This is a genomic window from Pseudomonas sp. QS1027 (assembly GCF_002814235.1).
GTDB lineage: Bacteria > Pseudomonadota > Gammaproteobacteria > Pseudomonadales > Pseudomonadaceae > Aquipseudomonas.
Map to the genome: position 1 here is coordinate 1 of NZ_PHSU01000036.1, position 26,102 is coordinate 26,102.

At 60.7% G+C, this 26,102-nt stretch carries 21 protein-coding genes; 17 read left to right on the forward strand and 4 right to left on the reverse strand.

Annotated features, from left to right (window positions below):
• From tssI to CWE01_RS29325, 6 genes are all read left to right on the forward strand, one after another.
• On the forward strand, positions 1–1,644 hold a 1,644-nt coding region (gene tssI / locus CWE01_RS29300; RefSeq protein ID WP_100944066.1), incomplete at its 5' end, for a type VI secretion system tip protein TssI/VgrG.
• Complete coding sequence (locus tag CWE01_RS29305; protein WP_100944067.1) at positions 1,641–2,513, forward strand: DUF4123 domain-containing protein; 873 nt, start codon at positions 1,641–1,643, stop codon at positions 2,511–2,513. The genes tssI and CWE01_RS29305, both read left to right, overlap by 4 nt.
• A 71-nt stretch (positions 2,514–2,584) precedes the next feature.
• On the forward strand, positions 2,585–5,890 hold the full coding sequence (locus tag CWE01_RS29310; protein ID WP_157815306.1) for a toxin VasX: 3,306 nt from the start codon (positions 2,585–2,587) through the stop codon (positions 5,888–5,890).
• Between the two features lie 477 nt (positions 5,891–6,367).
• Positions 6,368–6,691, forward strand: coding sequence for a hypothetical protein (locus CWE01_RS29315; RefSeq protein ID WP_100944069.1), 324 nt, complete (start codon positions 6,368–6,370; stop codon positions 6,689–6,691).
• Positions 6,688–7,557, forward strand: coding sequence for a type IVB secretion system protein IcmH/DotU (gene icmH / locus CWE01_RS29320; RefSeq protein ID WP_100944070.1), 870 nt, complete (start codon positions 6,688–6,690; stop codon positions 7,555–7,557). Before CWE01_RS29315 ends, icmH begins: the two co-directional genes overlap by 4 nt.
• Before the next feature lie 547 nt (positions 7,558–8,104).
• Positions 8,105–8,539 carry a hypothetical protein gene (locus tag CWE01_RS29325; protein ID WP_100944071.1) on the forward strand — a complete coding sequence of 145 codons (435 nt, stop codon included), beginning with the start codon at positions 8,105–8,107 and terminating at the stop codon, positions 8,537–8,539.
• A 562-nt stretch (positions 8,540–9,101) separates the two neighbouring features.
• Here the strand turns inward: CWE01_RS29325 and CWE01_RS29330 are convergent.
• A complete protein-coding gene (locus tag CWE01_RS29330; RefSeq protein ID WP_100944170.1) occupies positions 9,102–9,566 on the reverse strand; it encodes a methylglyoxal synthase in 465 nt (154 codons plus the stop codon).
• A 42-nt stretch (positions 9,567–9,608) separates the two neighbouring features.
• The gene (gap, locus tag CWE01_RS29335; RefSeq protein ID WP_100944072.1) at positions 9,609–10,610 is read right to left on the reverse strand and encodes a type I glyceraldehyde-3-phosphate dehydrogenase; all 1,002 of its coding nucleotides are present in this window, start codon (positions 10,608–10,610) and stop codon (positions 9,609–9,611) included.
• A gap of 212 nt (positions 10,611–10,822) precedes the next feature.
• Between gap and edd the strand changes: the two genes are divergently transcribed.
• The 4 genes from edd to CWE01_RS29355 all read left to right on the forward strand — a co-directional run bounded on the left by edd (position 10,823) and on the right by CWE01_RS29355 (position 15,919).
• The gene (edd, locus tag CWE01_RS29340; protein ID WP_100944073.1) at positions 10,823–12,649 is read left to right on the forward strand and encodes a phosphogluconate dehydratase; all 1,827 of its coding nucleotides are present in this window, start codon (positions 10,823–10,825) and stop codon (positions 12,647–12,649) included.
• Positions 12,646–13,605, forward strand: coding sequence for a glucokinase (locus CWE01_RS29345; protein WP_100944074.1), 960 nt, complete (start codon positions 12,646–12,648; stop codon positions 13,603–13,605). The genes edd and CWE01_RS29345 overlap by 4 nt, the downstream gene beginning before the upstream one ends.
• A 132-nt stretch (positions 13,606–13,737) precedes the next feature.
• Positions 13,738–14,469, forward strand: coding sequence for a response regulator (locus tag CWE01_RS29350; RefSeq protein WP_100944075.1), 732 nt, complete (start codon positions 13,738–13,740; stop codon positions 14,467–14,469).
• Entirely contained in the window at positions 14,459–15,919 is a 1,461-nt protein-coding gene (locus tag CWE01_RS29355; protein WP_100944076.1) for a HAMP domain-containing sensor histidine kinase, read from the forward strand. The genes CWE01_RS29350 and CWE01_RS29355 overlap by 11 nt, the downstream gene beginning before the upstream one ends.
• On the opposite strand, the gene CWE01_RS29360 is transcribed toward CWE01_RS29355, so the two are convergent.
• Positions 15,888–16,532, reverse strand: coding sequence for an AP2/ERF family transcription factor (locus CWE01_RS29360; protein WP_100944077.1), 645 nt, complete (start codon positions 16,530–16,532; stop codon positions 15,888–15,890). The genes CWE01_RS29355 and CWE01_RS29360 overlap by 32 nt on opposite strands.
• Positions 16,533–16,834: 302 nt before the next feature.
• Here CWE01_RS29360 and CWE01_RS29370 point away from each other — a divergent pair, with 302 nt between their 5' ends.
• From CWE01_RS29370 to CWE01_RS29400, 7 genes are all read left to right on the forward strand, one after another.
• The gene (locus CWE01_RS29370; RefSeq protein ID WP_100944079.1) at positions 16,835–18,073 is read left to right on the forward strand and encodes an AGE family epimerase/isomerase; all 1,239 of its coding nucleotides are present in this window, start codon (positions 16,835–16,837) and stop codon (positions 18,071–18,073) included.
• Between the two features lie 150 nt (positions 18,074–18,223).
• Complete coding sequence (locus CWE01_RS29375; RefSeq protein ID WP_100944080.1) at positions 18,224–19,510, forward strand: ABC transporter substrate-binding protein; 1,287 nt, start codon at positions 18,224–18,226, stop codon at positions 19,508–19,510.
• Between the two features lie 149 nt (positions 19,511–19,659).
• The gene (locus tag CWE01_RS29380; protein ID WP_100944081.1) at positions 19,660–20,568 is read left to right on the forward strand and encodes a carbohydrate ABC transporter permease; all 909 of its coding nucleotides are present in this window, start codon (positions 19,660–19,662) and stop codon (positions 20,566–20,568) included.
• Entirely contained in the window at positions 20,561–21,406 is an 846-nt protein-coding gene (locus CWE01_RS29385; RefSeq protein ID WP_100944082.1) for a carbohydrate ABC transporter permease, read from the forward strand. The genes CWE01_RS29380 and CWE01_RS29385 overlap by 8 nt, the downstream gene beginning before the upstream one ends.
• 2 nt (positions 21,407–21,408) lie before the next feature.
• Entirely contained in the window at positions 21,409–22,569 is a 1,161-nt protein-coding gene (locus CWE01_RS29390; protein ID WP_100944083.1) for an ABC transporter ATP-binding protein, read from the forward strand.
• A gap of 161 nt (positions 22,570–22,730) precedes the next feature.
• The gene (locus tag CWE01_RS29395; protein WP_100944084.1) at positions 22,731–24,077 is read left to right on the forward strand and encodes a carbohydrate porin; all 1,347 of its coding nucleotides are present in this window, start codon (positions 22,731–22,733) and stop codon (positions 24,075–24,077) included.
• Positions 24,078–24,238: 161 nt separating this feature from the next.
• Positions 24,239–25,090: a D-hexose-6-phosphate mutarotase gene (locus CWE01_RS29400; RefSeq protein WP_100944085.1), complete on the forward strand. Its 852-nt coding sequence runs from the start codon at positions 24,239–24,241 to the stop codon at positions 25,088–25,090.
• 1 nt (position 25,091) lies between these two features.
• Here the strand turns inward: CWE01_RS29400 and CWE01_RS29405 are convergent, their stop codons facing one another.
• Complete coding sequence (locus CWE01_RS29405) at positions 25,092–25,952, reverse strand: MurR/RpiR family transcriptional regulator (protein ID WP_177096979.1); 861 nt, start codon at positions 25,950–25,952, stop codon at positions 25,092–25,094.
• Positions 25,953–26,102 lie beyond the last annotated feature (150 nt).

Sequence of the window (26,102 nt, forward strand, 5' to 3'; positions counted from 1 at the left end):
CACGGCATCCTCGCCGACGCTTTCCACTTTCAACAGGGTCCGAAGCCTCATCCCGAACGCGAATACTGCACCCAGTACGACGAAACCGACCTGAACTTCATCCAGCGCCTGTGCGAGGAAGAAGGCCTGAGTTTTCACTTTCGCCACAGCCCCGACCAGCACCTGCTGGTGTTCGGCATCCATTCATCGATCTTTCCCCGGCTGGAGCCGACGCCTTACAAACGCTCTTCCGGTCTGGTCGCACAAGCCCCGGTCGTCAAGACGTTCGGCGTGCGCGTGCAAACCCGGCCCACGCGCACGACCCTCAGGCACTACGACTTCGAACAACCCCATGTGCAATTGCAGGCCGATTGTCGTCCCGGTTCGAGCCCTGGGGCGGAGCTGGAGCATTACGCCTATCCGGGCGATTTTCGTGACGAGCGGCAGGGGAAAAAGCTGGCCGAGCGTGATCTGCAACGTCACCGTAGAGACTATCGCCTGGCCCAGGGTGAGAGTGATCAACCCGCCTTGCGCAGTGGGCATTGCCTGTTGCTCAGTGAACATCCGCGCCAGGACTGGAACAGCCACTGGCTGCTCACTGAAATCACTCACGAAGGCTACCAGCCCCAGGTGCTGGAGGAATATGCCGGCCATCAGGTGCCATGGCAGGGTTACCGGAATACCTTTAGCGCCATTCCCGATGAGGTGGAGTATCAACCGCCACATCGGCACAAGAGGCCCTTTATTCGCGGCAGCCAATCGGCCTGGGTGACCGGCCCCGCCGGACAGGAGATTCATTGCGACGCCTACGGCCGGGTCAAGGTGCAATTCCCCTGGGACCGCGCGGACCGCAACGACGAACACAGCAGTTGCTGGCTGCGCGTTGCCTCCAGTTGGGCTGGTGCCCGTTATGGCAGCGTGGTCATTCCCCGGGTCGGCATGGAAGTGGTGGTGTCGTTTTTCGAGGGTGATCCCGACCGGCCCTATGTGTCGGCGTGCCTGCACCACAAGAACAATGAAGTGCCCTATCCGCTGCCCGAGAACCAGACCCGGAGCGTGTTCAAGACCCGCAGCACGCCGGGCGGACAAGGTTACAACGAGTTGCGCATCGAAGACCGCAGCGGCGCCGAGCAGATCGCCCTGCGCGCTCAGCGCGACTTCACCCTGCATGCCCTGAACGACCAGCGGCTCCAGGTGGACCGCCAGCGTAGCGTGCGGGTCGGTGGCGATTCCCGCCATGAACTGCAAGGTGAAGAACAGCGCATCACCCATGGCAACCGCCTGACCGAACTCCGGCAGGACGACCATCTGACCGTCAACGGTGATCAACACGTACAAGCCGCCAGTCACCTGTTGCGCGCCACGGGAGATATCCATCTGAGTGCCGGGGACAACGTGGTGATCGACGCCGGCAGCAGCCTGACCCTCAGGGCCGGCGGTCAGTGGCTGACTCTCAATCCGGCGGGTATTTTCAGTAGCACGGAGATCACGCTCGAAGGCCATCCGCTTTCCGTGGCACAGGCGGCGCCTTCCTTGCCCGGCACGGTTCCACACGATCAACCCGCTCCCGCCGATCCATTGGTGCTCCAGGCCTTGCGCACACTGCTCAAGTCCGATCCGGAACGCTGTGAGATCTGCGAACAGGCCCCGAAGGATTCGCCATGAACGCCACCCTTCCAGCCAACTTATTGCTGATCGACGGTGCCTTGCGGCCCCAAGCCTTGGCGGCGCTTTATCGCCAGGTCGGGGCACAGGAAATACTGCCCTTGTACCGGGGAACTCGCTGGCAAGCCTTGCAAGAACTCGGACCTATCCTGGTCAAGCCGCAGAGCCGCGAAATGCTCGCGCAGTGGCCGGGCTCGCCTCAAGCCCGAACGGACTCTTCCCTGCTCTACAGCAACGCCTCGCTCGAGGACGTGGCCGCGCACTTGCGACACTTTATCGCGCCACCTACCCGACAAGGCAGTCAAGGGCTGCTGCGCTTTGCCAACCCGCGGATCACCGTGCATTGGCTGGACAGTTTCGCCCCGCAACAGTTGGCCAGAGTCCTGGGGCCCATCGAGCACTGGTGGGTGTCTTCACCGAGCCACGGCTGGGAAGAACCTCCTGACCCGGCGTGGCGAACTTTTAGTCGCAACGGTCCCACCCCGGCCTGGACGGACTCATGCGCCCGGCTTGAGGAACCACAAGAGGTGGCCCTGGAAAAAGCCCGCCTGTGGAAATTCGAAGAGCGCCTCTACCAGTGGCTGCGGACACGCAACGAACATACCTTCGCCAACAGCGACGCCCGGCAGATCGGCCACTGGCTCAAGCAAACCCTCGACAGTGGGCAGGCCTGGGGCCTGCACACTGAGCAAGCGCTGGTCACCTGGGCCGAAGCTTGCGCCGATTGGGGGAACGACTTCGTGCAGCAAGCCGAAGGACCGTATCTACGCTGGCTCACGCTCAAACCCGAACACGCGCATCTGGCCCCGGAGCTGCGTCTGGAAGCCTTCGACCAGCATCAACAACATATCGCGGGGCTCCTCCCATGACTGACAAAAACGGCACCCTGCGCCAGCGCCGCAACACCCTGTTCCCCAAGGTTCCGGCCACCGGCATGCATATGTGCCCGTTCAAGGGCCCGAACCTCGCCATCGTGCCCATGCGCTACGCCCTTGATCGCTCGCGCCACGATCCTCAGCCCGATCAGCTCACACCGCTGCACCCCGAGGGCCAGTGGCACGAACACCCACCGCTCAGGACCCGCGCCTACACCCTGCGCCAGTTGCGTGACGGCTACCTCTATGTCTTCGACGAAAGCGCGAAGACCCTGCACGAATATCGCTACAGCGCCCAGGACGCGACCTTGACCCACCTCCCTTCGAGCGGCGATGGGCCCAGCCTGATAGCTCAAGCCTCCAGCCACCTGCTTTATCCGCGCAACCACCTGCTGCACCTGGCCTATACCCCGCAGCCATGGTCCGGGCGCCTGCGCGAACAGTTGAGCGCCGATCCTGACAGCCGCGCCCGCTGGATGCGACGCCTGGACCTCAAGACCTACTCCAACAGCATGACGGGGCTGGGTGTCATGCCCATCGCCGACCTGGCCGACGCCGTGGCCGATATCGACAGCTGGCCGATCCGGTACGACCAGCGCTTCGCCGACTCCGCCTATCCACCCGAGTCCGGCGACGGCTCAAATGCCCATTGCGTGCCGCTGGCCTGCGACGTGGTCTGGCGCGGGTGCATCGACGACGTCGCCAGCGCCGTGTTCGTGGCCCTCGACGATCCCCTGGCCGTGCTCGAAGACCTGGGCATGCAACTGAGCACCGAGCAAGCCGCGCTGCAGCATTGGCAAAACGAACACGAACATGCCCTGAATATTGCCGCCGTGGTCGAACAGCTGTGCGGTGCGGGCGTGGACCCCGCGCAATTGCCGGCGGCGGTGAAGGACGATGAAGCCAGGACCCGCGAGTATGTCCGCGACCTCGAAGCCTGGTACGAACAGCTGGACCTGGAAGAGGACGCCAACCGCGCGGCCCAGGACGGCCTGAGCCTCGATATTCTCGACTTGCCCTCCCGAGCCCTGGCGCAGCGGATCAAGCAGCGTTACGGCGGTCTGCCCGATCCGGCCTTGCGCGCCAGTTGGCAGGCTCGCGGCAAATGGCGTCGACAAGCTGACTCCGACGCCGCCCGTGCCTATGCCGATGCCCGTCGGCCCGAGTCGGAGGCCTTGCTGCGCCAGCTGCGCGACAGCCTCCACGATCTGCAGCGCTGGGCTGAACGGATCGGCACCGACCCACGCCAGCTCGGGATTGATACCGGCCACGATGACAGCCTGCTGTACCTGCAAGGGGTGATCAGCGGCCTGTTGGAAATCCTCGCCCAGGACCTGAGCCTATCGCGTTGGCTGGCCCAGGAGGAGGCCTCGGCCAAAACCCTGTTCGGCCTGGCGCGCTTTGGTTTCAATGCAGCCCTCAAGTCGGCCTTCGATGCCCAGGCCAATGCCCTGGTGCAAGGGGCCGGGGATGTCACCTCCCTGGTTGGCCGTAGCGCTGAACTCAACAGTTTTCTCGGCCATGAGCGTATTGCCGAAAAGCCCTGGGTCAAGGCCCTGAGCGAACCGGCCCGGCAAACCCTCGACTGCCTCGTCCGGCTGGCCCGGGGCACGGGCAAGGCGGTTTTCGAAAATACCTTGCTGGCCCTGCTGCCCGTGGACAGTCGCCTGGCCTATGGACAGAAACCCGACCTGGCGGCGCTGCTGCGCAATCTGCTGATCGGCCACGTGCTGCTTGATCATCCTGATCGTTTGAAGGTCGATCAGGAACTGGGCACTCGCCTTCAGGATTGGAAGCAAAAGCTGCTCACCGCCCGAGCCGACTACCGCCAAACCCAGAATGCCTGGTTCTACCACCGTGAGAAATATGACCGCAAAGCCCTGAGTCGACTGCTGCTCGAAATGGAGCAGGAACTCAAGCAACTGGCTCTCGCCATGCCGGCCCTGATCGATTACCAGAACAACCGTTATGTGGAGATCGTGCGTAACGGTATTCGGGGGACGGTGGAAAGGGGCGGACTGACAGTGGCGGGTTGGCACGCCACTGTTCGCGCCTGGAGCGAGAAACAGGGGGTCAACGCCGGCGCCATTACCTGGGGCGTGGTGATGGCGAATCTGATCAATACGCTGGTGACCTACCGCACCTTGAGCCAGGACGGAGAGCTGACCGCCAAGGACTGGGCAAAGATCGGCTCGGCCACGGCCTATACCGGCAACGCGATGATGGCGTTGTGGGTGGAGACGAAGTGGGCGGGGATGAAGGGGTTGAGCACGCTCATTAAAGACGTACCAACAGCAATAACCGAAAAGTCTGCTGCTTATTGGAGCAGCACCACTGGGGACACTAGAGGCTGGGGGAAATTAATCAGAGGCTTCGGGGGGCGACTGGTGGGATTGGGCGGGTTTGCGTTGATTGCGACCAGTGCCGAGTTGTGGGATCTCTGGGATGATTTCAGTCATTCAACATCAAGCAAAAAATTACTAATCACTAAAATGCTTTCCGTATCAGCAATGTTTGTCATTGGAACTATACAGTTTTCAGCCGGATTCTTGGCGTTGACGGGTAGTCCAATACTGCTGTCGTTTGCAATGAGTTCAGGGATTGCCGGAGCAGCACTTATTGCGGGAGCTGTTTATCTGATATCCAGCACTCTTATTAACTATCTAAAAACGGACGCAGTTGGTCAATGGCTTCGTAAAGGCACGTGGTCACGCCATCCAAAAGACCGCTTGCCCGCTACCCCCGAGGGCCGTGCGGAAGAGGTCCGTGCCTTCCTTGAAATTCAGCTTAGTCCCACTCTGTTCGTTAAACCGAGCTACACACTTGGGCGCCATAGTTTTCCCCATGGGGACTATATGAATGTTCGCATTCAGGACGGGGCTTGGGTACAGCTGCAAGTACCTGCCCCTTTGCGTAATGCGGTACTTCGGGTCAATCTCACGGCCAGCCACCACCCTTTCCTTGTGATGCCAACGACCAAGCTGGACGGCGAACTACAAGAACACTTTGTCGACCATGGGCGGGTAGAAAGTGTTTCCATCATGGGAGATACACCGAAAAATCGATGGAATAGAAACGAGCACGCCGTCTTCGGTTTTCCCATGATGCCTCCCGAGGGCGAAGACATCGTTTGGCACACCTGGGTTCCGCTTGACGAGAAAGCGCAATACCTGGAGCTACAAGTTTGGTATCCGGAAGAAATACTTTCATCAGGTGAAGGTGACCGAGGTTACCGCTATCAGCTGGAGCTGGACGAGCAAGGTGTTAAAGATCAAAAAGACACCCGAATGAGCGGTCTGGACACCAGTACATTACAAGTACAAACACTGGGCGGGCGCGAAGACGCCATTGTATTACCCATTCCAAGTTGAGAACTTTTATGAGAAAAGCAATTAAAGACGACAAACAAGATATGACTCCCGAGGAGTCTGAAGTTTCATCACGTCCCCCACTTGAAGGTCGTGAGCTTATGGTCTGGACAATCAAGGCGATGCCGCAAATAACGCCCACGATAAACGCTATACTCGGCTCTATTATGCTAATACCGCTCAGTATGCTTCTGTATGGTTATTTTGATACGAATGAAAATGGACGCATGAGTTTTTTTACATTTTTCGGATCTGCAGTCTCATGCTTATGGTTGTTTTTTTTGGAGGGTTGTATTTCTGCAAAAAAAAATCTACCACTACCGAATCACCGATCAAGGTGCAGAAACAGAGTTCTACCTGCATTACCCCAAACATTTGAGAAATTTTTTCAAAGGATTTGCCATCGTACTTCTGATCATCGTACTGGGTCTAATTTCCGTGGACCCTGTTTTTATCTGGATGCTTGCAGGTCCTGGAGGTATGGCCATCATGGCCTCCAAATCACTGATAACTTGGAAGAACGAAATTCGCTTTCACCGGTTTACTTGGGATCGCCCCAATTGGATATTTACCGATAGAAAAAAGAATTTCATTACCATAAAGCGACGCCATATACCTGGCATGACTTTTCAAGAGAACTACCTCGGCTTTGATATCTATCTACCCAAGGGCAAGCTGGACGAAGTCTTGTCGATTATAAAAAAACACGCTCCCGCCAACACAGACTACGAAGAAGGCCGCTGGAGCGAGAAGGTAGAAATTGCCGATATGCGTTCGCACCTTCACGAGCAAGGTTCGCCATGAACGCACCCACCTCAGAACGCGATAACAACCCCGGCGCTCCGATCAGCGGCGACGACAACAGCACTGGGTTTGGCAGGTTGAGCGACTACAAGCCTCCTGCTCTCTCCAAGCCTCCTGCTCTCTCCAAAAAGCTGGCCGCCTGCTGTCCCGACGCTCCTGGCTTGAAACCGCAGCCACAGCAGGAAATATTCGAGAAGGGTATCAACCCCTTGGTCGGAGCGGCCTCTGGCTTGCTGAGTTTTGCCATGGAGATCAAATACGACGACAAACAGCATGACCTCGATCTGCTGTTTCAAGACCTGGCCGATCAGTTCCAGACCTTTACCCGCAAAGCCCAATGCAAGGGCATCAAGGACGCTGATATCAGAACGGCCCATTACCTGCTTTGCTGCTTGATCGACGAATCGATCATGTCCTTGCCTTGGGCAAAGGCTTGGTCTGACAGATCTCTATTGGGCCAATTCCACAATCAGACCTGCGGAGGAGAGGAGTTTTTTCGGATCGTGGAGCAATCCAAAAAACTACCGATGCTCAACGTCGAACTTATCGAACTGATGTACCTCTGCCTCAGCCTGGACTTCAAAGGGCAATACGCCTTGCAAGCTCGGGGGGAAGAAAAGCTGAAAGCCATTCACAAGGAACTTCATGGTTTGATCCGACACGCACGCGGCCCCGTCCCACTGGAGCTTTCGCCACATTGGCTAGCTACCCGGCCTGACCCCAGTCCGCCTGTCCATCTCGTGTCCGGGTGGAAAGTACTGGCGTTCACCCTGATTGCCCTGGCGTTGATGTATACCGGCTTTGCCTGGGACCTGGCGGTGCGACGTGCAGAGGTGCTGGAGATTTTCAAAATTCCGAAACCATAGGGCCGTTGCCCTTTTTGGATGTGCCGCTGACAATGTTGCGCGAGGGCTCCTTACAGAGCAGGGGTATTGAGCATCACGGCGACATCGGCTCAATACTGTGGATGTGCAAGGCTCGCCGGCCTTGTGGTAGCGGCAACCGGCAAGAGTGGTTGGCTCCCGACCCCTTTCTCGCGGTGACACCGGAAGGTGCTAAGCGAAGCGCTGCGACTACCAGTCCTCAAACCTTTCTCGAAACAGAAGAAATAGCCCGCAAAAAGATCTCATGTTTCCTACGTGTTTCAGGCGTGGGAGAATATTGCGTGCGCAAAAGGTGAACGCTAGAGTCTGGCTGTCGCTGCCAATTCAGCGATACGGGTTTTGCAGCCCGGAATAGCAAAGGCGCACAGCGCCGCGAAAGCGGTTTTTGTGCTCGCTTCATGGCGGGCTGTGCGCAGGAGGCTTTGGCCTGCCGGTTCCTTTGCTCCGGTCTGCAAACCTGTGTACGGCTCGCCACCTTTCGTTTTGCAGCGTGGATGACGAGCTCCTTACCTAGCAAAGGAGTTTCACCATGACCAAGAAAATCACTCCCGATCCACCGAGCATTCGCAACGCTTCCAGCATGGCGGACAGAGATATGTACCTCCGTAAAGTCTCTGATGAGCCTTCAAATGAGTCTGAGCCGGCACCGGCAAATATGCCCCGTTTGCTCGATACCCTCGCGTTCACCTGCTCCAAACCCGTCATCCCCGAAGCCCCGCACAAGCCCACGCTGTTTGCCATCCAACCGGGCGTCAATGCCCAGGATGCGCTGACCTATGTTTCGAATCTGCTCGAAACGGCGGAGCTCAATGGCGATGAAATCAGCCTGCATATCAACCCCGTCGAACGGGCGCTGTTCTGGGGCATGCTGCATTCGGTGGAAGTGGCGCGTGCGGTGGTGGATGCGCTGCTGGAAGGTTCGCGTGCAACTGATCACGGGTCACCTTCGCTGGGCGGTCGATAGGCGAAAACGGAAAAGTCCGCAAAGGTGCAATGTTGTCCACCCGATGGGGCGGTTGAACACAGTCCCTGTGGGAGCGGAGCTTGTCGGATCGCCGCACCGCCGCGAGGCTTTTGGCGTTCTCACGGGCCTCTTCGCGGGCAAGCACCGCTCCCACATTAGGTCGGGGTTCCACCACCGAAGTATCGTCGTGCCCTGCCTTTGTGGGAGCTGGCTTGCCAGCGATGGCTATGTCGCATTCACCACCGCTATCGCTGGCAAGCCAGCTCCCACAAAATCGGTGTTTCATCGCGAAATCTCGCCGAGAACCTAACCCGGTGGCTTGCCGGGACGCCGCATCGTAGCAATGGTGTTCGTTTGGGCAGCGCAAGACTCAAGGGCCCCTTCGCGGGCAAGCCCTGCTCCTACAGTTTTGTGTCATGTACAAAATTGCGGCACGACGATGCACTGTAGGAGCAGGGCTTGCCCGCGAAGCTTTTGGCGATCTCACGGGCGCCTTCGCTGCGACGGGGTGTGCCGACAAGCTAAGCTCCACGGCGGATTGTGTTCAGTCTGCCGGCCGGGGCTAACGCCGTGCCGCCAGATACGCCTCATAATCCGGCACCCGATACTCATGCGCCTGTTCCATCATCGGGCTGCTGAGCAGGTAATCGGCGGTGCACTCATTACAGGCCACGGGAATATTCCAGACCGCCGCGACCCGCAGCAACGCCTTGATATCCGGGTCGTGGGGCTGCGGCTCGAACGGATCCCAGAAGAACACCAGCATGTCCACCCGCTGCTCGGCGATGCGTGCGCCGAGTTGCTGGTCGCCGCCCAACGGGCCGCTGATCATGCTTTCCACCGCCAACCCCAGGCGCTTGTTCAGCAACAACCCGGTGGTGCCTGTGGCAACCAGTTCATGCTGAGCCAGACGATCTTTCTGGCGCTCGGCCCAGTCCAGCAAGAACACCTTGCAATGGTCGTGGGCCACCAGGGCGATACGCTTGCGCGCCGCCATGGTGGCCTGGGTAAAGCTGATCCCTATCATCGGTTCCTGCTCCACACCTGTTCCTCGTTCCACATGACGCGCTTATTCGGCGTTGCACAGCGCCAGGCAGTTATCCAGCATGCGGTTGGAGAAACCCCACTCGTTGTCGTACCAGGCCAGGACCTTGACCAGCTTGCCACTGGCCTTGGTGTGGTTGGCGTCGAAGATCGACGACAACGGGTTGTGGTTGAAGTCGCTGGAAACCAGCGGCAGGGTGTTGTAACCCAGGATCTTCGAATGCTGGCTGGCTTCCTTGAGCAGGGCGTTGACTTCTTCAGCCGTGGCCTCGCGCTTGAGTTGCACGGTCAGGTCCACCAGGGACACGTTGATCACCGGTACACGCACGGACATGCCGGTCAGCTTGCCCGCCAGTTCCGGCAGCACCAGGCCTACCGCTTCGGCGGCGCCGGTCTTGCTCGGGATCATGTTCTGGGTCGCCGAACGCGCGCGGTACGGGTCGGTGTGGTAGACGTCGGTCAGGTTCTGGTCGTTGGTGTAGGCGTGGATAGTGGTCATCAGGCCACTTTCGATACCCAGCTCGCGGTGCAGCACCTGGGCCACCGGGGCCAGGCAGTTGGTGGTGCACGACGCGTTGGAAATGATCTGGTGCGATTGGCGCAGGATGTCATGGTTGACCCCGTACACCACGGTGGCATCGGCGCCTTTGGCCGGTGCGGAAATAATCACTTTGCGGGCGCCGGCGGTCAGGTGCGCGGCGGCCTTGGCACGGTCGGTGAACAGACCGGTGCATTCAAAAACCACGTCGATCTTCTCGGCGGCCCAGGGCAGTTCGGCCGGATTGCGGATCGCGCTGACCGAGATACGGTCACCGTTGACGGTCAGGCTTTCATTGTCATGTTCTACGCTGGCATCGAAGGTGCCGTGAACCGTGTCGTACTTGAGCAGATGAGCATTGATGGCGCTGTCGCCCAGGTCGTTGATGGCGACGACCTGCAGGTCCTGACGGTAACCTTGGGTATAGAGTGCACGCAGGACGTTGCGGCCGATGCGGCCAAAACCGTTGATTGCGATTCGTAGAGTCATTTAGGGAAGCGCCTGTCATAGTTTTGTTGTTGGAATTACAAGATTATTCGCATAAAAATAGAAAACAAGCCTTTTTAGTGGCAATATTTTGTTTTATCTACAACGAGTGACCTGAACCAACAGGTCCAGATGATTGAAAAGCCCCGTCGCACGAGGCTTTCGGTCAGCTTGGAACCACAGGTCGCCACATCCGTTAGCCTGGAGTTCTACACATGCATCCCCGCGTTCTTGAGGTCACCGAACGGCTTGTCACCCGTAGCCAAGCCACTCGCCAGGCGTATCTGGCACTGATTCGCGGTGCCGCCAGTGACGGCCCGATGCGCGGCAAGCTGCAATGCGCGAACTTCGCCCACGGCGTGGCCGGCTGTGGCACCGACGACAAGCAGAACCTGCGCATGATGAACGCCGCCAACGTGGCGATCGTTTCTTCCTATAACGACATGCTCTCCGCGCACCAGCCTTACGAAACCTATCCGCAACAGATCAAGCAGGCCCTGCGCGAGATCGGTTCGGTCGGCCAGTTCGCCGGTGGCGTGCCGGCCATGTGCGATGGCGTGACCCAGGGCGAGCCGGGCATGGAACTGGGCATCGCCAGCCGCGAAGTGATCGCGCTGTCCACCGCCGTGGCCCTGTCCCACAACATGTTCGACGCGGCGATGATGCTCGGCATCTGCGACAAGATCGTGCCCGGTCTGTTGATGGGCGCCTTGCGCTTCGGTCACCTGCCGACCATCTTCGTGCCCGGCGGGCCGATGGTCTCGGGGATTTCCAACAAGGAAAAAGCCGACGTGCGCCAGCGTTATGCCGAAGGCAAGGCCAGCCGCGAGGAGCTGCTGGAGTCGGAGATGAAGTCCTACCACAGCCCCGGCACCTGCACCTTCTACGGCACCGCCAACACCAACCAGTTGCTGATGGAAGTCATGGGCCTGCACTTGCCGGGCTCGTCCTTCGTCAACCCGAATACCCCGCTGCGCGATGCCCTGACTCGCGAAGCGGCGCACCAGATCACCCGCTTGACCAAACAGAGCGGCAGCTTCATGCCCCTGGGTGAAATTGTAGACGAGCGTTCGCTGGTCAACTCCATCGTCGCCCTGCACGCCACCGGCGGCTCCACCAACCACACCTTGCACATGCCGGCGATTGCCCAGGCGGCCGGTATCCAGCTGACCTGGCAGGACATGGCCGACCTCTCCGAGGTGGTGCCGACCCTGTCCCACGTCTATCCGAACGGCAAGGCCGATATCAACCACTTCCAGGCGGCGGGCGGCATGGCCCTCCTGATCCGCGAACTGCTGGAAGCCGGCCTGTTGCACGAAGACGTGAATACCGTCGCGGGCCGCGGCCTGAGCCGCTACACCCAGGAGCCGTTCCTGCAGGATGGCGAACTGGTATGGCGCGACGGCCCGATCGAAAGCCTCGATGAAACCATCCTGCGCCCCGTGGCCCGGGCCTTCTCCCCTGAAGGTGGCCTGCGAGTGATGGAAGGCAACCTTGGACGTGGTGTGATGAAAGTTTCCGCCGTGGCCCTGGAGCACCAGATCGTCGAAGCGCCGGCGGTGGTGTTCGAGGACCAGCAGGACCTGGCCGATGCGTTCAAGGCCGGCTTGCTGGAGAAGGATTTCGTCGCGGTGATGCGCTTCCAGGGGCCGCGTTCCAACGGCATGCCGGAACTGCACAAGATGACGCCGTTCCTCGGTGTGTTGCAGGACCGGGGCTTCAAGGTCGCGCTGGTCACCGACGGACGGATGTCCGGGGCCTCGGGCAAGATCCCGGCGGCCATCCATGTCTGCCCCGAAGCCCATGTGGGTGGGGCTCTGGCGCGGGTCCGCGATGGCGACGTGATTCGCGTGGACGGGGTCAAGGGCACCTTGCGGGTGCTGGTGGACGACGCCGAATTCGCCGCGCGCACGCCTGCGGTCGGTTTGTTGGGTAATAATATCGGCTGCGGCCGTGAACTCTTCGGCTTCATGCGCATGGCCTTCAGCTCGGCAGAGCAGGGCGCCAGCGCGTTCACTTCGGCCCTGGAGCACCTTGAATGAAGTTGGCGTTGGTAGGGGACATTGGTGGGACCAATGCGCGGTTTGCGTTGTGGAAGGACAATGCCCTGGATGAAGTGAAGGTCCTGGCGACCGTCGATCACAGCAGTCCCGAGGAGGCCATCAAGGTCTACCTCGACGGCCTGGGCCTGGCGTTGGGATCGGTCGGCGCGGTGTGCCTGTCGGTGGCTGGTCCGGTGGGCGGCGACGAATTTCGTTTCACCAATAACCACTGGCGGCTGAGCCGCCGGGCGTTCTGCGAAACCTTGCAGGTCGATGAGTTGTTGCTGGTCAACGACTTTTCCGCCATGGCCCTGGGCATGACCCGGCTGGAGCCAGGGGACTACCGCGTGGTTTGCGAAGGCACGCCGGAGCCGTTGCGTCCGGCGGTGGTGATCGGTCCTGGCACCGGGCTGGGTGTGGGCACCTTGTTGCACCTGGGCGAGCAGCATTTCATGGCCTTGCCGGGGGAAGGTGGACATGTCGACCTGCCCCTGAGCAGCCCGCGCGAGACCCAGCTCTGGCAGCATATCCACAGTGAAATCGGCCATGTCAGCGCCGAGACGGCGTTGAGCGGAGGCGGCTTGCCACGGGTGTACCGGGCGATCTGCGCGGTGGACGGGCATGTGCCGGTGCTGGAAACCCCGGAGTCGATCACCGCTGCCGGTCTGGCCGGCGATCCGATTGCCCGGGAAGTGCTGGAGCAGTTCAGTTGCTGGCTGGGTCGGGTGGCCGGCAACAACGTCCTGACCACGGGCGGACGCGGTGGGGTGTATATCGTCGGTGGGGTGATTCCACGGTTTGCCGACTTTTTCATCAACAGCGGCTTTGCCCGGAGCTTTGCTGACAAAGGCTGCATGAGCGATTACTTCAAGGGGATCCCGGTGTGGCTGGTGACGGCCCCGTATTCCGGTTTGATTGGCGCGGGGGTGGCGTTGCAGCAGGCTTTCGCGCACTGATCCCGCTACGTGGCGCGTTCTTCGCGGGCTTGCCCGCGAAAGCGCCAGTCTAGACAACACGTGCTTCACGGCTTAATCGATTAAGGCATAATCCGCATTTCAGTCCTCCCCACAACAACAAGGACGATTTCCGTGAGCGTATTCAGTAAGTCCATTCTCCTGGTCGACGACGATCAGGAAATCCGTGAATTGCTGGACACCTACCTCAGCCGCGCCGGTTTCCAGGTGCGCACCGTCGGCGATGGCGCCGGCTTTCGCCAGGCCCTCAACGATGCCCACAGTGATCTGGTGATCCTCGACGTCATGCTCCCCGACGAAGATGGCTTCAGCCTTTGCCGCTGGGTCCGTCAGCATCCGCGCCAGGCCCAGGTGCCGATTATCATGCTCACCGCCAGCTCCGACGAGACCGACCGGGTCATCGGCCTGGAACTGGGCGCCGACGACTACCTGGGCAAGCCCTTCAGCCCACGGGAACTGCAAGCGCGGATCAAGGCCCTGTTGCGCCGTGCCCAGTTCGGTCAGGAGCGCAACGGCAGCGAGGTGCTGGCCTTCGACGACTGGCGCCTGGACACGGTCAGTCACCGGCTGTTCCACACCGACGGCGAAGAAGTGATTCTCTCCGGTGCCGACTTCGCCTTGCTCAAACTGTTTCTCGATCATCCCCAGGAAATCCTCGACCGCGACACCATCGGCAATGCCACCCGTGGGCGTGACCTGATGCCCCTGGACCGGATCGTCGACATGGCGGTCAGCCGCCTGCGCCAACGCCTGCGCGACACCGACAAACCGCCGCGACTGATTCGCACCGTGCGCGGCAGCGGCTATCAGCTGGCGGCCAACGTCACCGCGGCCAATGCTCTCTGAGCTGCGCCGGCGCCTGCCGGTTCCGCGCTCGCTGCTGGGGCGCATGCTGTTGCTGACCCTGCTGGCGGTGTTGATCGCCCAGACGCTGTCCAGCGTGATCTGGCTCTCGCAGTTGCGCGCGACGCAGCTCGAAGGCCTGGTCACCAGTGCCCGCAGCCTGGCGCACTCGATGACCGCCAGTGTCAGTTACCTGCGCTCGCTGCCGCTGGCCTATCGCCCGCTGGTGCTCGATCAATTGCGCAGCATGGGCGGCACGCGTTTTGTCGTGACTCTCAATGACAAACCCCTGGATATGCGCCTGCTGCCGGCCACGCCGCGCAAGACTGCGGTGCTCGACGCCGTGCATGAGGTGCTGCGCCAGGCACTGGGCAACGAGGTGGATATCTCGGTGCAATTTGTCAGCCCCGACGACCTGCGGATCTTCAACGGCGGCCTCAAGCTCGACGAGTTGCCGCGTTCCTGGGCCCACTACGCGTTGACCCTGGAACCGGTCAATCCGCCGGTGCTGGTGACGCAGATCCAGATGTCCCCCGGCGAATGGCTGTACATCGCCTCCCTGCTGCCTGAGCCTTACACCAGCCTGGAAGAGGAAGGCCTGCCGTCCCAGCAGGTGTGGTTTATCGTCCTCACCAGCGGCTTTCTGCTGTTGTTCATCGGCCTGCTGGTGCACTGGCAGAGCCGTCCCCTCAAGCGCCTGGCGCGGGCCGCGCGGGACATGTCCCTGGGGGATGCGCAGGTGCGGCCGGTGGCCGAGGGCGGTGGCAGCGAAGTGGTGGAGGTGGGCCGGGCGTTCAACGCCATGCGTGAGCGCATCAGCCGTTACCTGACCGAACGCAGCCAGTTGTTCAGCGCCATCTCCCACGATCTGCGCACCCCCATCACCCGCCTGCGCCTGCGGGTCGAGCTGCTGGAGGACGAGAAGCTGCAGTACAAGTTCGGTCGCGACCTCGACGAGCTGGAGATGCTGGTCAAGGGCGCGCTGCAATGCGTGAAGGACACCGATATCCACGAGAACATCGAGCCGGTGGACCTCAACCACGCCCTCGATTGCCTGATCGAACCCTACCTGCCGCCCAACGGCAACGGCCGCGTCTCGCTGGACGGTCGCGCCCACGCGGCCTTTCCCGGCAAGCCGCTGGCGCTGCGACGGTGCATGGGCAACCTGATCGACAACGCCCTCAAGTACGGTGACAAGGCCCACCTGTACATCGAAGACGACGACGAGGCCTTTGTGCTGCACGTCGACGACGAGGGGCCGGGGGTGCCCGAGCAGCGCCTGGAGCAGGTGTTCGAACCGCACTTTCGCTTGTCCGGCCAGCAGCAGGGCTACGGCCTGGGGCTGGGCATCGCGCGCAATATCGCCCACAGCCATGGCGGCGAAGTGAGCTTGCAGAACCTGCGGGACGGCGGGCTGCGGGTTACTTTGTACTTGCCGCGAAATGCCGACTGATCGACAGGAACGCCTGTTCCGCACTGATGTTCAGCGCCGGTTCGAGCGGGTCTGGCGGGAGGATATCGGCTGAGGCCCGAACCTCCCGTGGTCGCGCCATGGCCGCGCGGATACGGTGCTCGCGCACGCGGCTGTTGCTCTGGCTGAAGTAGCGCTGCAAGGCTTCCATCGCCTGCTCATAGGGCTCGTTGCACAAGGCCAACTGCCGTTCACGCTCACGCAACGCCAGGCGCTTGGCCTGTTCTTCGCCGTGGCGGCGCACACTGAAACTGCGGCTCAGGCAGTAACCATGAATCCGCGTGCTGGCCCGCCAATAGCCGGTGTTGTTGGTCTCGACCCGGATCACCCCGGGATGCCCGCTGGTGTTGTGGGGCATCAGGCGCTGGCGTTCTTCATAGCTTTGCGAAGGCTGCATTTTCAGCACCAGGGCGTTGCGGTAGGACTCGGCCATGCACCGGGCTGGCTCCTCGCCACCGCACTCGGCGAAGCTGAAGACACCGCCCAGTTGGGCACCGCCACGCACGACCTCGACCTTCCAGGCACACAGGCCTTGGCCGTTGTAGACCGGGAAAATGCAGCATTGGCGGGGGTTGCGCAGGTGGGGGGCTACCATGGATCACACCTCCTTGGGGCGCTGGACCGGCGCACCTGAAATGAAGAAGTGCAGCAGATTCGCCGAAGTAAAGGAGTGCTTCAATGTGGGAAAAGACGTTAGGGATCACTCCTACATTGGAAAGGGAAACGACTTATTCAGCAATTTTCCTACCTTGCAGACTCTGGGATCGAAGGGCCCTTCTCTGATGTTTGTCACTGCTTGGTGACATTTGCGCGGGGCTTCGTGACCTGGCAGCGAAGGACGGCTGGCTAGAATCGCCGCATAAGCGTTTCGCTCCTAACAACAAGAAAGGTACTCCGATGGACACCCTTGAACTGCCGTTCAGCAGTTGGCTCAATGCCCCGGCTCATCGTGCCTGGTTGCTGGCCGAAGGCCGGCGGCTGCTGGCGTTTGCCAAGGCCTCGCGTCTGGCCGAAGGTTTCGGCAATCTCGACGAGCGCGGGCAACTGGCGGACGACGCCATGGCCGAAACCATGAACACCGCGCGCATGACCCATAGTTTCGCCATGGCCCATATCCAGGGAATTCCCGGCTGCCTGGGACTGGTCGACCATGGTGTCGCCGCCCTCTGGGGACCATTGCGCGATGCCGTTCACGGCGGTTGGTACGCGGTCCCCGATCACCGCGATGGCAACAGCGGCAAGGCCGCCTACCTGCACGCCTTTGTCGCCCTGGCCGCGAGTTCCGCGGTGGTTGCCGGCAGCGCCGATGCCCCGCGCCTGCTGGCCGAAGCGATCCGGGTGCTCGAGACACATTTCTGGAGCGAGGAGGAGGGCACCCTGCGCGAGTCCTTCGTCCGCGATTGGCAGCAGGAAGAAGCCTATCGCGGCGCCAACAGCAATATGCACGGCACCGAGGCCTTCCTCGCCCTGGCGGATGTCACCGGTGACAGTCGCTGGCTGGATCGCGCGCTGCGCATCGTCGAACGGGTGATCCACGATCACGCCGCCGCCAACGATTTCATGGTCATCGAGCACTTCGATCGCCAGTGGCAACCCCTTCGCGAGTACAACCACGACAACCCGGCGGACGGCTTTCGCCCCTATGGCACCACGCCCGGCCACGGCTTCGAATGGGCACGACTGGTCCTGCACCTGGAGGCCGCGCGCCGCCAGGCCGGCCTGCTCACCCCCGATTGGTTGTTGAGCGACGCCCGCGGTTTGTTCGACAGCGCCTGCCGTCACGGCTGGCACGCTGATGGCACGCCGGGCATCGTCTACACGCTGGACTGGAACAACCGCCCGGTGGTTCGCCAGCGCCTGCACTGGACCCATGCCGAAGCCAGCGCAACGGCCGCGGCCCTGCTCCGGCGCACGGGTGAGGCGCAGTACGAAACCTGGTATCGGCGCTTCTGGGATTTCATCGAGTTGCACTTCATCGATCAGGCGCTGGGCAGCTGGCATCACGAACTGGATGAGCACAATCGCCCCGATGCCAGGATCTGGGGCGGCAAACCCGACCTCTATCACGCCTTTCAAGCGGTGCTGCTTCCGGGCCTGCCACTCGCCCCGAGCCTCGCGAGCGCTCTGGCCCGGTAATCTTCGGCTGATAACGGCAACGAAAATCATGTAACCATGCGGTGACATTTGCACGTCCCTTCGTTACCTGCGAGGGGCCTTGCCTTGACTAGAATCCCATGCAGCGCAAGCACCAGACTTGCATGCATAACAACAAGAAAGGTACTACAGATGAATTCGATTTCCCGCCTCGCCGCCGTCGTTTCTCTCGCCTCGTTGTTTCCCCTAAGTGCTCTTGCCGCCGACTCGAAAGGGTCCGTGGAAGTTGTCCATTGGTGGACTTCCGGTGGTGAAAAAGCCGCGGTCGATGTCCTCAAGGCTCAAGTAGAAAAAGACGGTTTTACCTGGAAAGACGGCGCAGTCGCCGGCGGCGGCGGTGCCACCGCCATGACCGTGCTGAAAAGCCGTGCCGTAGCCGGCAACCCACCGGCCATGGCGCAGATCAAGGGGCCGGACATCCAGGAGTGGGCGTCTACCGGGCTGCTCGATACTGACGTCCTGAAGACCACTGCCAAAGAAGAGAAGTGGGACAGCCTGCTCGACAAGAAAGTCTCCGATACCGTGAAGTACAACGGTGATTACGTGGCCGTGCCGGTGAACATTCACCGCGTCAACTGGCTGTGGATCAACCCTGAAGTCTTCAAGAAAGCCGGTATCGAAAAAGCACCGACCACCCTCCAGGAATTCTACGCTGCCGGTGACAAGCTCAAGGCCGCAGGCTTCATTGCGCTCGCCCACGGCGGTCAGCCTTGGCAGGACAGCACCGTGTTTGAAGCGGTGGTGTTGTCGGTCATGGGCGTTGATGGCTACAAGAAAGCCCTGGTCGACCTGGATAACGCCACGCTGACCGGTCCTGAAATGGTCAAGGCGCTGACCGAGCTGAAGAAAGTCGCGACCTATATGGACGTCGACGGCAAGGGCCAGGACTGGAACCTGGAAGCGGCCAAGGTCATCAACGGCAAGGCCGGCATGCAGATCATGGGTGACTGGGCCAAGAGCGAGTGGACAGCGGCCAAGAAAGTCGCTGGCAAGGACTATGAATGCGTAGCCTTCCCGGGCACTGAAAAAGCCTTCACCTACAACATCGACTCCCTGGCGGTGTTCAAGCAGAAAGACAAAGGCACCGCGGCAGGCCAGCAGGACATCGCCAAGGTCGTCCTCGGTGAGAACTTCCAGAAAGTCTTCAGCATCAACAAGGGCTCGATCCCGGTTCGTAACGACATGCTGAGCGACATGGGCAAGTACGGTTTCGACTCCTGTGCCCAGACGGCTGCGAAGGACTTCCTGGCAGATGCCAAGACCGGCGGCCTGCAACCGAGCATGGCGCACAACATGGCGACCACGCTGGCCGTGCAGGGGGCGTTCTTTGATGTCGTGACCAACTACATCAACGACCCGAAAGCCGATCCAGCCGATGCCGCCAAGAAACTCGGCGCGGCGGTCAAGTCCGCCAAGTAGTTTCAGCACCGCAGGCTCCAGTGTAGGAGCCTGCTTGCTGGCGATTTCGATCTGACAGTCAACATCGTCGTTGGATGAGCAATCGCCAGCAAGCCGGCTCCTACAGAGGATCTGCATGTAGTCCCTTTTCCCCTGTAGTGGATTTCCCCATGAGTTCTGTTGCTGTGTTCAGCAAAGCCTCGCCGTTCGATGCATTGCAGCGCTGGCTACCCAAACTGGTGCTGGCGCCCAGCATGTTCATCGTCCTGGTGGGCTTCTATGGCTACATCCTGTGGACGTTTGTACTGTCGTTCACCAACTCGACTTTCCTGCCGACCTACAAATGGGTCGGCCTGGCGCAATACGCACGGTTGTTCGACAACGACCGCTGGTGGGTGGCGAGCAAGAACCTGGCGCTGTTCGGCGGTTTGTTCATCGGCATCACCCTGGTGATCGGCGTGCTGCTGGCGGTCTTCCTCGACCAGCGCATCCGTCGCGAAGGTTTCATCCGCACCATTTACCTGTACCCGATGGCGCTCTCGATGATCGTCACCGGTACCGCCTGGAAATGGCTGCTCAACCCGGGCATGGGCCTGGACAAACTGTTGCGTGACTGGGGTTGGGAAGGCTTCCGCCTGGACTGGCTGATCGACCCCGATCGTGTGGTTTATTGCCTGGTGATCGCAGCGGTCTGGCAAGCCTCGGGGTTCATCATGGCGATGTTCCTGGCCGGCCTGCGCGGTGTCGATCAATCGATCATCCGTGCCGCCCAGATCGATGGCGCGAGCCTGCCGAGGATCTACTGGAAAGTGGTGCTGCCAAGCCTGCGTCCGGTGTTCTTCAGCGCGGTGATGATCCTGGCGCATATCGCGATCAAGAGTTTCGACCTGGTGGCGGCGATGACTGCCGGTGGCCCGGGCTACTCGTCCGACCTGCCCGCCATGTTCATGTATTCCTTCACCTTCAGTCGCGGCCAGATGGGCATGGGCTCGGCCAGTGCGATTCTGATGCTCGGTGCGATTCTCGCGATCATCGTGCCTTACCTGTACTCCGAGCTGAGGACCAAGCGTAATGACTAGTCTCGCCCACAAACCGGCGATCAGCCTGAGCCGCATCGCCATCTACGCGGTGTTGATCATCGCCGTGCTGCTCTATCTGGTACCGCTGGTGGTCATGCTGTTGACCAGTTTCAAATCACCGGAAGACATCAGCACCGGCAACCTGCTGAGCTGGCCGACGGTGATCACCGATATCGGCTGGGTCAAGGCCTGGGCCACGGTCAACGGCTACTTCTGGAACTCGATCAAGATCACCGTTCCGGCGGTGCTGATCTCCACCGCCATCGGTGCGTTGAACGGCTATGTGCTGTCGATGTGGCGCTTCCGCGGTTCGCAGTTGTTCTTCGGCCTGTTGCTGTTCGGCTGCTTCCTGCCGTTCCAGACCGTGCTGCTGCCAGCCTCGTTCACCCTCGGCAAGATGGGCCTGGCCAGTACCACCACGGGCCTGGTGTTCGTGCACATCGTTTACGGCCTGGCGTTCACCACGCTGTTCTTCCGCAACTACTACGTGAGCATTCCCGATGCGCTGGTGAAGGCAGCACGCCTGGATGGCGCGGGTTTCTTCACCATCTTCCGGCTGATCATTCTGCCGATGTCGACCCCGATCATCATGGTCTGCCTGATCTGGCAGTTCACCCAGATCTGGAACGACTTCCTCTTCGGTGTGGTGTTCTCCAGCGGTGATTCGCAGCCCATCACGGTGGCGTTGAACAACCTGGTCAACACCAGTACCGGGGTCAAGGAATACAACGTTGATATGGCAGCGGCGATGATCGCCGGGCTGCCGACCCTGCTGGTCTATGTGGTCGCAGGCAAGTATTTCGTGCGCGGGCTGACGGCCGGCGCAGTCAAGGGGTAATCATGGCAACGCTCGAACTTCGCAATGTAAACAAGACTTACGGCGCCGGTCTGCCGGACACCCTGAAGAACATCGAACTGTCGATTTCGGACGGTGAGTTCCTGATCCTGGTAGGGCCTTCGGGCTGTGGCAAGTCGACGCTGATGAACTGCATCGCGGGCCTGGAGAACATCACCGGCGGCGCGATCATGATCGATGACCAGGACGTCAGCGGCATGAGCCCGAAGGATCGTGACATCGCCATGGTGTTCCAGTCCTATGCGCTGTACCCGACCATGAGCGTGCGCGAGAACATCGAGTTCGGTCTGAAAATCCGCAAGATGGCCCAATCGGCCATCGACGAAGAAGTCGCGCGGGTGGCCAAGCTGCTGCAGATCGAACACCTGCTCAACCGCAAGCCCGGCCAGTTGTCCGGTGGCCAGCAACAGCGCGTGGCCATGGGCCGTGCCCTGGCGCGGCGGCCGAAGATCTACCTGTTCGACGAACCGCTGTCCAACCTCGACGCCAAGCTGCGGGTCGAGATGCGCACCGAAATGAAACTGATGCACCAGCGCCTGAAAACCACCACGGTCTACGTGACCCACGACCAGATCGAAGCCATGACCCTGGGCGACAAAGTGGCGGTGATGAAGGACGGCATCATCCAGCAGTTCGGCACGCCGAAGCAGATCTACAACGACCCGGCGAACCTGTTTGTCGCCAGCTTCATCGGTTCGCCGCCGATGAACTTCATCCCCCTGCGCCTGCAACGCAAGGACGGTCGCCTGCTGGCCCTGCTCGACAGCGGCCAGGCCCGTTGCGAACTGCCGCTGGGGGTGACCGACGCCGGTCTTGAAGACCGCGAAATCATCCTCGGCATGCGCCCGGAGCAGATCAGCCTGATGCAGGGCGAGCCCAATGGCTTGCCGACCATCCGTGCCGAAGTACAGGTCACCGAACCGACCGGCCCGGACACCCTGGTGTTCGTCAACCTCAACGGGACCAAGGTCTGCTGCCGACTGGCACCGGATGTGGCGCCGCAGGTGGGCGAAACCCTGACCCTGCAATTCGATCCGGCCAAGGTGTTGTTGTTCGACGCCCAGACCGGCGAACGCCTGGGCGTGGTGGGTAAACCGCAAGCCCAGGTGCATACCGACAATGTGGCGCAATTCAAGGGCCGCTGATTGTGACGAGGGGGCTTGCTCCTGCGGGTCGCGAAGCGGCCCTCGAACCTGAGGCTGGGATGTATCAGGAAAAGCGTCTGCCAAAGAGATCCGACGCATTACAGACGATGTAAACCACGTTTGATAAAAACCGTTAATAACAATAAGACGAGGATGTAGGGATGAAAAAGAAAAACACCAATGCCCGCCTGTTCTGCCAATTGTCGGCGGCGGCAACACTGGTCCTGGCTGGTCATGCAATGGCGGACGATGCATTCAGCGCCAATTCCAAATGGATGACCGGTGACTGGGGTGGAGAGCGCACCAAGCTGATCGAGGAAGGCATCGACATCAAGATGGATTATGTCGGTGAAGTCGGTAGCAACCTGCATGGTGGCTACAACAACGACCACACCTCGCGTTACGCCGACCAGTTTGGTCTGGGCGTGGCACTGGATCTGCAAAAGCTGTGGGGCTGGGATAACACCCAGGCCAAGATCCAGCTCACCAACCGTAACGGTGAGAACATCTCCAATGATCGCATCGGCGACCCACGTGCCGGCACCTTGAGCTCCTCCCAGGAAGTCGACGGTCGCGGCCACATGGTCCGTCTGACCCAGCTGTGGATCCAGCACCAGATGTTCGACAACAAGCTGGACATCAAACTCGGTTACTTCGGCGAAGGCGAAGACTTCAACACCTTCCCTTGTGACTTCCAGAACCTGTCGTTCTGTGGCTCCCAGGTGGGTAACTATGTCAACACCTGGTACAACTGGCCCGTCGCCCAGGCCGCTATTCGCGTGAAGTACAACATCACGCCTGAGCTGTATGCGCAAATCGGTGCGTACAACCAGAACCCGTCGCAGCTGGAACACGGTAACGGCTTCAAACTCAGCGGCAGCGGCACCAAGGGTACTGTCCTGCCGGTCGAACTGGTCTGGTCGCCGAAGGTCAACGACCTGCCGGGCGAATACCGTGTCGGTTACTACAAAAGCGCGGCTCCGGCTAATGACGTGCTCCGGGACAACAATGGTGGGGACGCTGCAACGAGCGGCCTGCCTTATCGTGTCCACAACAGCAAGCACGGTTACTGGTTCGTGGCGCAGCAGCAACTCACCAGCCACAACGGCGACGCTTCCCGCGGTCTGAACATCGCGGCCAACGCGACCTTCCACGACAAGGCCACCAACCTCGTCGACAACTACCAGTCGCTGATGTTCGTGTACAAAGGGCCGTTCGATGCGCGTCCGAAGGATGACGTCGGGATCGGTTTCGCCCGTATCCATGTCAACCAGGACGTGAGGGAAAATGCCGAGGCGGAAAACGTGGCCAATAACGTCACCGACTACAACAACCCGCTGTACTCGCCACTGCGCGACACCGAGTACAACACTGAAATCAACTACGGCTTCCACGTCACCAACTGGCTGACCGTGCGTCCCAACCTGCAATACGTTACCCACCCGGGTGGCGTGAATCAGGTCGACAACGCTGTGGTCGCAGGTCTGAAAATTCAGTCGGTCTTCTAAGGCTTCGACTGATAAGCTCTCTCTCTATGTGCGCATCTTGCGGATGGTCCACCAGACCGTCCGCTTTTTTTTGGGGGCGCGGGTGAGGGCGGTTTGCCAGGGCAGGCGCCGCTCCCACGGTCACATGGATACGGCAAAACGATTTTCAGGATTCGCGGCACATGCATGAGCAACCGCTACAACGCTTTTTCAAATCCCGGCGCGAGCAACCGGTGTTCCAGTGGGAGCGCTTTCAACAGCGCGAAGTCCTGGTGATCGACCATCCCTTGTGCCAGGCGGTGTTCAGCCGCCAGGGCGCGCAGTTGTTGCACTTCCAGCCACAGGGGCAGAAGCCCTGGTTGTGGTGCGCGGCCAAATGGCCGCAGGTCGGGGCGATTCGCGGCGGGGTGCCGGTGTGCTGGCCCTGGTATGGCCGGCATCCGAGCGAAAACGCCTGGCCATCCCATGGTTGGGCAAGGTTGATCGACTGGAAACTGCTGGAGAGCAGCAGCGATGACGAGGGTGTCAGCCTGCACTGGCGTTTGCAGCTCTGCGACTGGCAGGTTGACCTGCATGCGCGCCTGGGTGAAAACATGGACCTGCGCCTGAGCACCGAGCATCAGGACAGCGAACCGTGTCAGTTGAGCCATGCGCTGCACGCCTATTGGCGTATCGGTGACGTTGGTGAGGTAGCGCTGTCTGGGCTCGACGGTGCGCGGGGTTATGACCAGTTGAATCGCCAGGCATGCCGGCAGGAAGGCGAGTTGCGGGTTGATGGCGGTTGCCAGCGGGTGTTCCAGCATGACGGTGAACTGCACCTCAAGGATCACGCCTGGCAGCGGGAATTGTGCATCGACACCGGCGACAGCGCCGACACCGTGGTCTGGCATCCGGGGCACCGGCCGTTGCTGGGGGTGAGCTGGAATGAAGTGATGGGTTTTGTCTGTGTCGAGGCCGCCAGTGGTGGCACCGACAGCCTGTGTCTGGCGCCCGGGGAGCGGGCGCATCTGAGCCTGCAGGCGCGGGCGGCCTGATTCAGTTGAACTCGTCGCCCACCGGATAACGGCTGGCGTTGAGGCTTTCCTTGATCTTGCGCAGGTGTGGCTGGAAATCCACGCCACGGCGCAGGGTCATGCCGGTCGCCAGCACGTCGAGCACCGTCAACTGGATGATCCGCGAGGTCATCGGCATGTAGATGTCGGTGTCTTCGGGCAGCGGGATATTCAGGCTCAGGGTACTGGCCTTGGCCAGGGGCGAACCCGCCGCCGTCAACCCCAGCACTGAAGCGCCGTTCTCCCGGGCAATACGCGCCACTTCCACCAGTTCCCGGGTACGCCCGGTATAGGAAATGATCACGAACAGCTCACCGGTGTGGGCCACCGAAGCGATCATCCGCTGCATCAGCACATCGGCATGGGCGGTGACCGCCAGGTTGAAGCGAAAGAACTTGTGCTGGGCATCCAGGGCCACCGGTGCCGAAGCGCCGAGGCCGAAGAAGTGGATCTGCCGGGCCTGGATCAACAGGTCGACGGCGCGGCTGATCAGGTTCGGGTCCAGGGCCTGGCAGGCACTGTCCAGGGACGCGATGGCGCTGCCGAAGATCTTCTGCGTGTAGGCCTCGGGATTATCGTCGGCTTCCACCGCACGGCTCACATAGGCCGCGCCGCTGGCCAGGCTCTGGGCCAGTTGCAGCTTGAGTTCGGGATAACCGCTGACACCGAACGAGCGGCAGAAGCGGTTGACCGTCGGTTCGCTGACCGACGCCGCCTGGGCGAGGGCGGCGATGCTGAAACGGGTCGCCTGCTGCGGGTTGAGCAGGATGACTTCGGCGACTTTGCGCTCGGCCTTGTTCAGGTCTTCGAGGCGGCTCTGGATCTGCTCCAGTAAATTTCGCACGCGGTCCATTTGGTGATTCCTTGATTCGAGGCAACTTGGGTTCTGCAGGGCCCGGAACAATGCCCTTGGGCAGCTCCCGGCGGTGGCCTATCCTACTGATGGCGTGTGATGACCACCACTCGGAATCATCATATTGATAAAATGTTGTGG

Bases quoted from the DNA above. Each gene is read 5' to 3' on its own strand.
- CWE01_RS29305 (WP_100944067.1), top strand. From the start codon at position 1,641: ATGAACGCCACCCTTCCAGCCAACTTATTGCTGATCGACGGTGCCTTG.
- CWE01_RS29310 (WP_157815306.1), top strand. From the start codon at position 2,585: ATGTGCCCGTTCAAGGGCCCGAACCTCGCCATCGTGCCCATGCGCTAC.
- CWE01_RS29315 (WP_100944069.1), top strand. From the start codon at position 6,368: ATGGCCATCATGGCCTCCAAATCACTGATAACTTGGAAGAACGAAATT.
- icmH (WP_100944070.1), top strand. From the start codon at position 6,688: ATGAACGCACCCACCTCAGAACGCGATAACAACCCCGGCGCTCCGATC.
- CWE01_RS29325 (WP_100944071.1), top strand. From the start codon at position 8,105: ATGACCAAGAAAATCACTCCCGATCCACCGAGCATTCGCAACGCTTCC.
- CWE01_RS29330 (WP_100944170.1), bottom strand. From the start codon at position 9,566: ATGATAGGGATCAGCTTTACCCAGGCCACCATGGCGGCGCGCAAGCGT.
- gap (WP_100944072.1), bottom strand. From the start codon at position 10,610: ATGACTCTACGAATCGCAATCAACGGTTTTGGCCGCATCGGCCGCAAC.
- edd (WP_100944073.1), top strand. From the start codon at position 10,823: ATGCATCCCCGCGTTCTTGAGGTCACCGAACGGCTTGTCACCCGTAGC.
- CWE01_RS29345 (WP_100944074.1), top strand. From the start codon at position 12,646: ATGAAGTTGGCGTTGGTAGGGGACATTGGTGGGACCAATGCGCGGTTT.
- CWE01_RS29355 (WP_100944076.1), top strand. From the start codon at position 14,459: ATGCTCTCTGAGCTGCGCCGGCGCCTGCCGGTTCCGCGCTCGCTGCTG.
- CWE01_RS29360 (WP_100944077.1), bottom strand. From the start codon at position 16,532: ATGGTAGCCCCCCACCTGCGCAACCCCCGCCAATGCTGCATTTTCCCG.
- CWE01_RS29370 (WP_100944079.1), top strand. From the start codon at position 16,835: ATGGACACCCTTGAACTGCCGTTCAGCAGTTGGCTCAATGCCCCGGCT.
- CWE01_RS29375 (WP_100944080.1), top strand. From the start codon at position 18,224: ATGAATTCGATTTCCCGCCTCGCCGCCGTCGTTTCTCTCGCCTCGTTG.
- CWE01_RS29380 (WP_100944081.1), top strand. From the start codon at position 19,660: ATGAGTTCTGTTGCTGTGTTCAGCAAAGCCTCGCCGTTCGATGCATTG.
- CWE01_RS29385 (WP_100944082.1), top strand. From the start codon at position 20,561: ATGACTAGTCTCGCCCACAAACCGGCGATCAGCCTGAGCCGCATCGCC.
- CWE01_RS29390 (WP_100944083.1), top strand. From the start codon at position 21,409: ATGGCAACGCTCGAACTTCGCAATGTAAACAAGACTTACGGCGCCGGT.
- CWE01_RS29395 (WP_100944084.1), top strand. From the start codon at position 22,731: ATGAAAAAGAAAAACACCAATGCCCGCCTGTTCTGCCAATTGTCGGCG.
- CWE01_RS29400 (WP_100944085.1), top strand. From the start codon at position 24,239: ATGCATGAGCAACCGCTACAACGCTTTTTCAAATCCCGGCGCGAGCAA.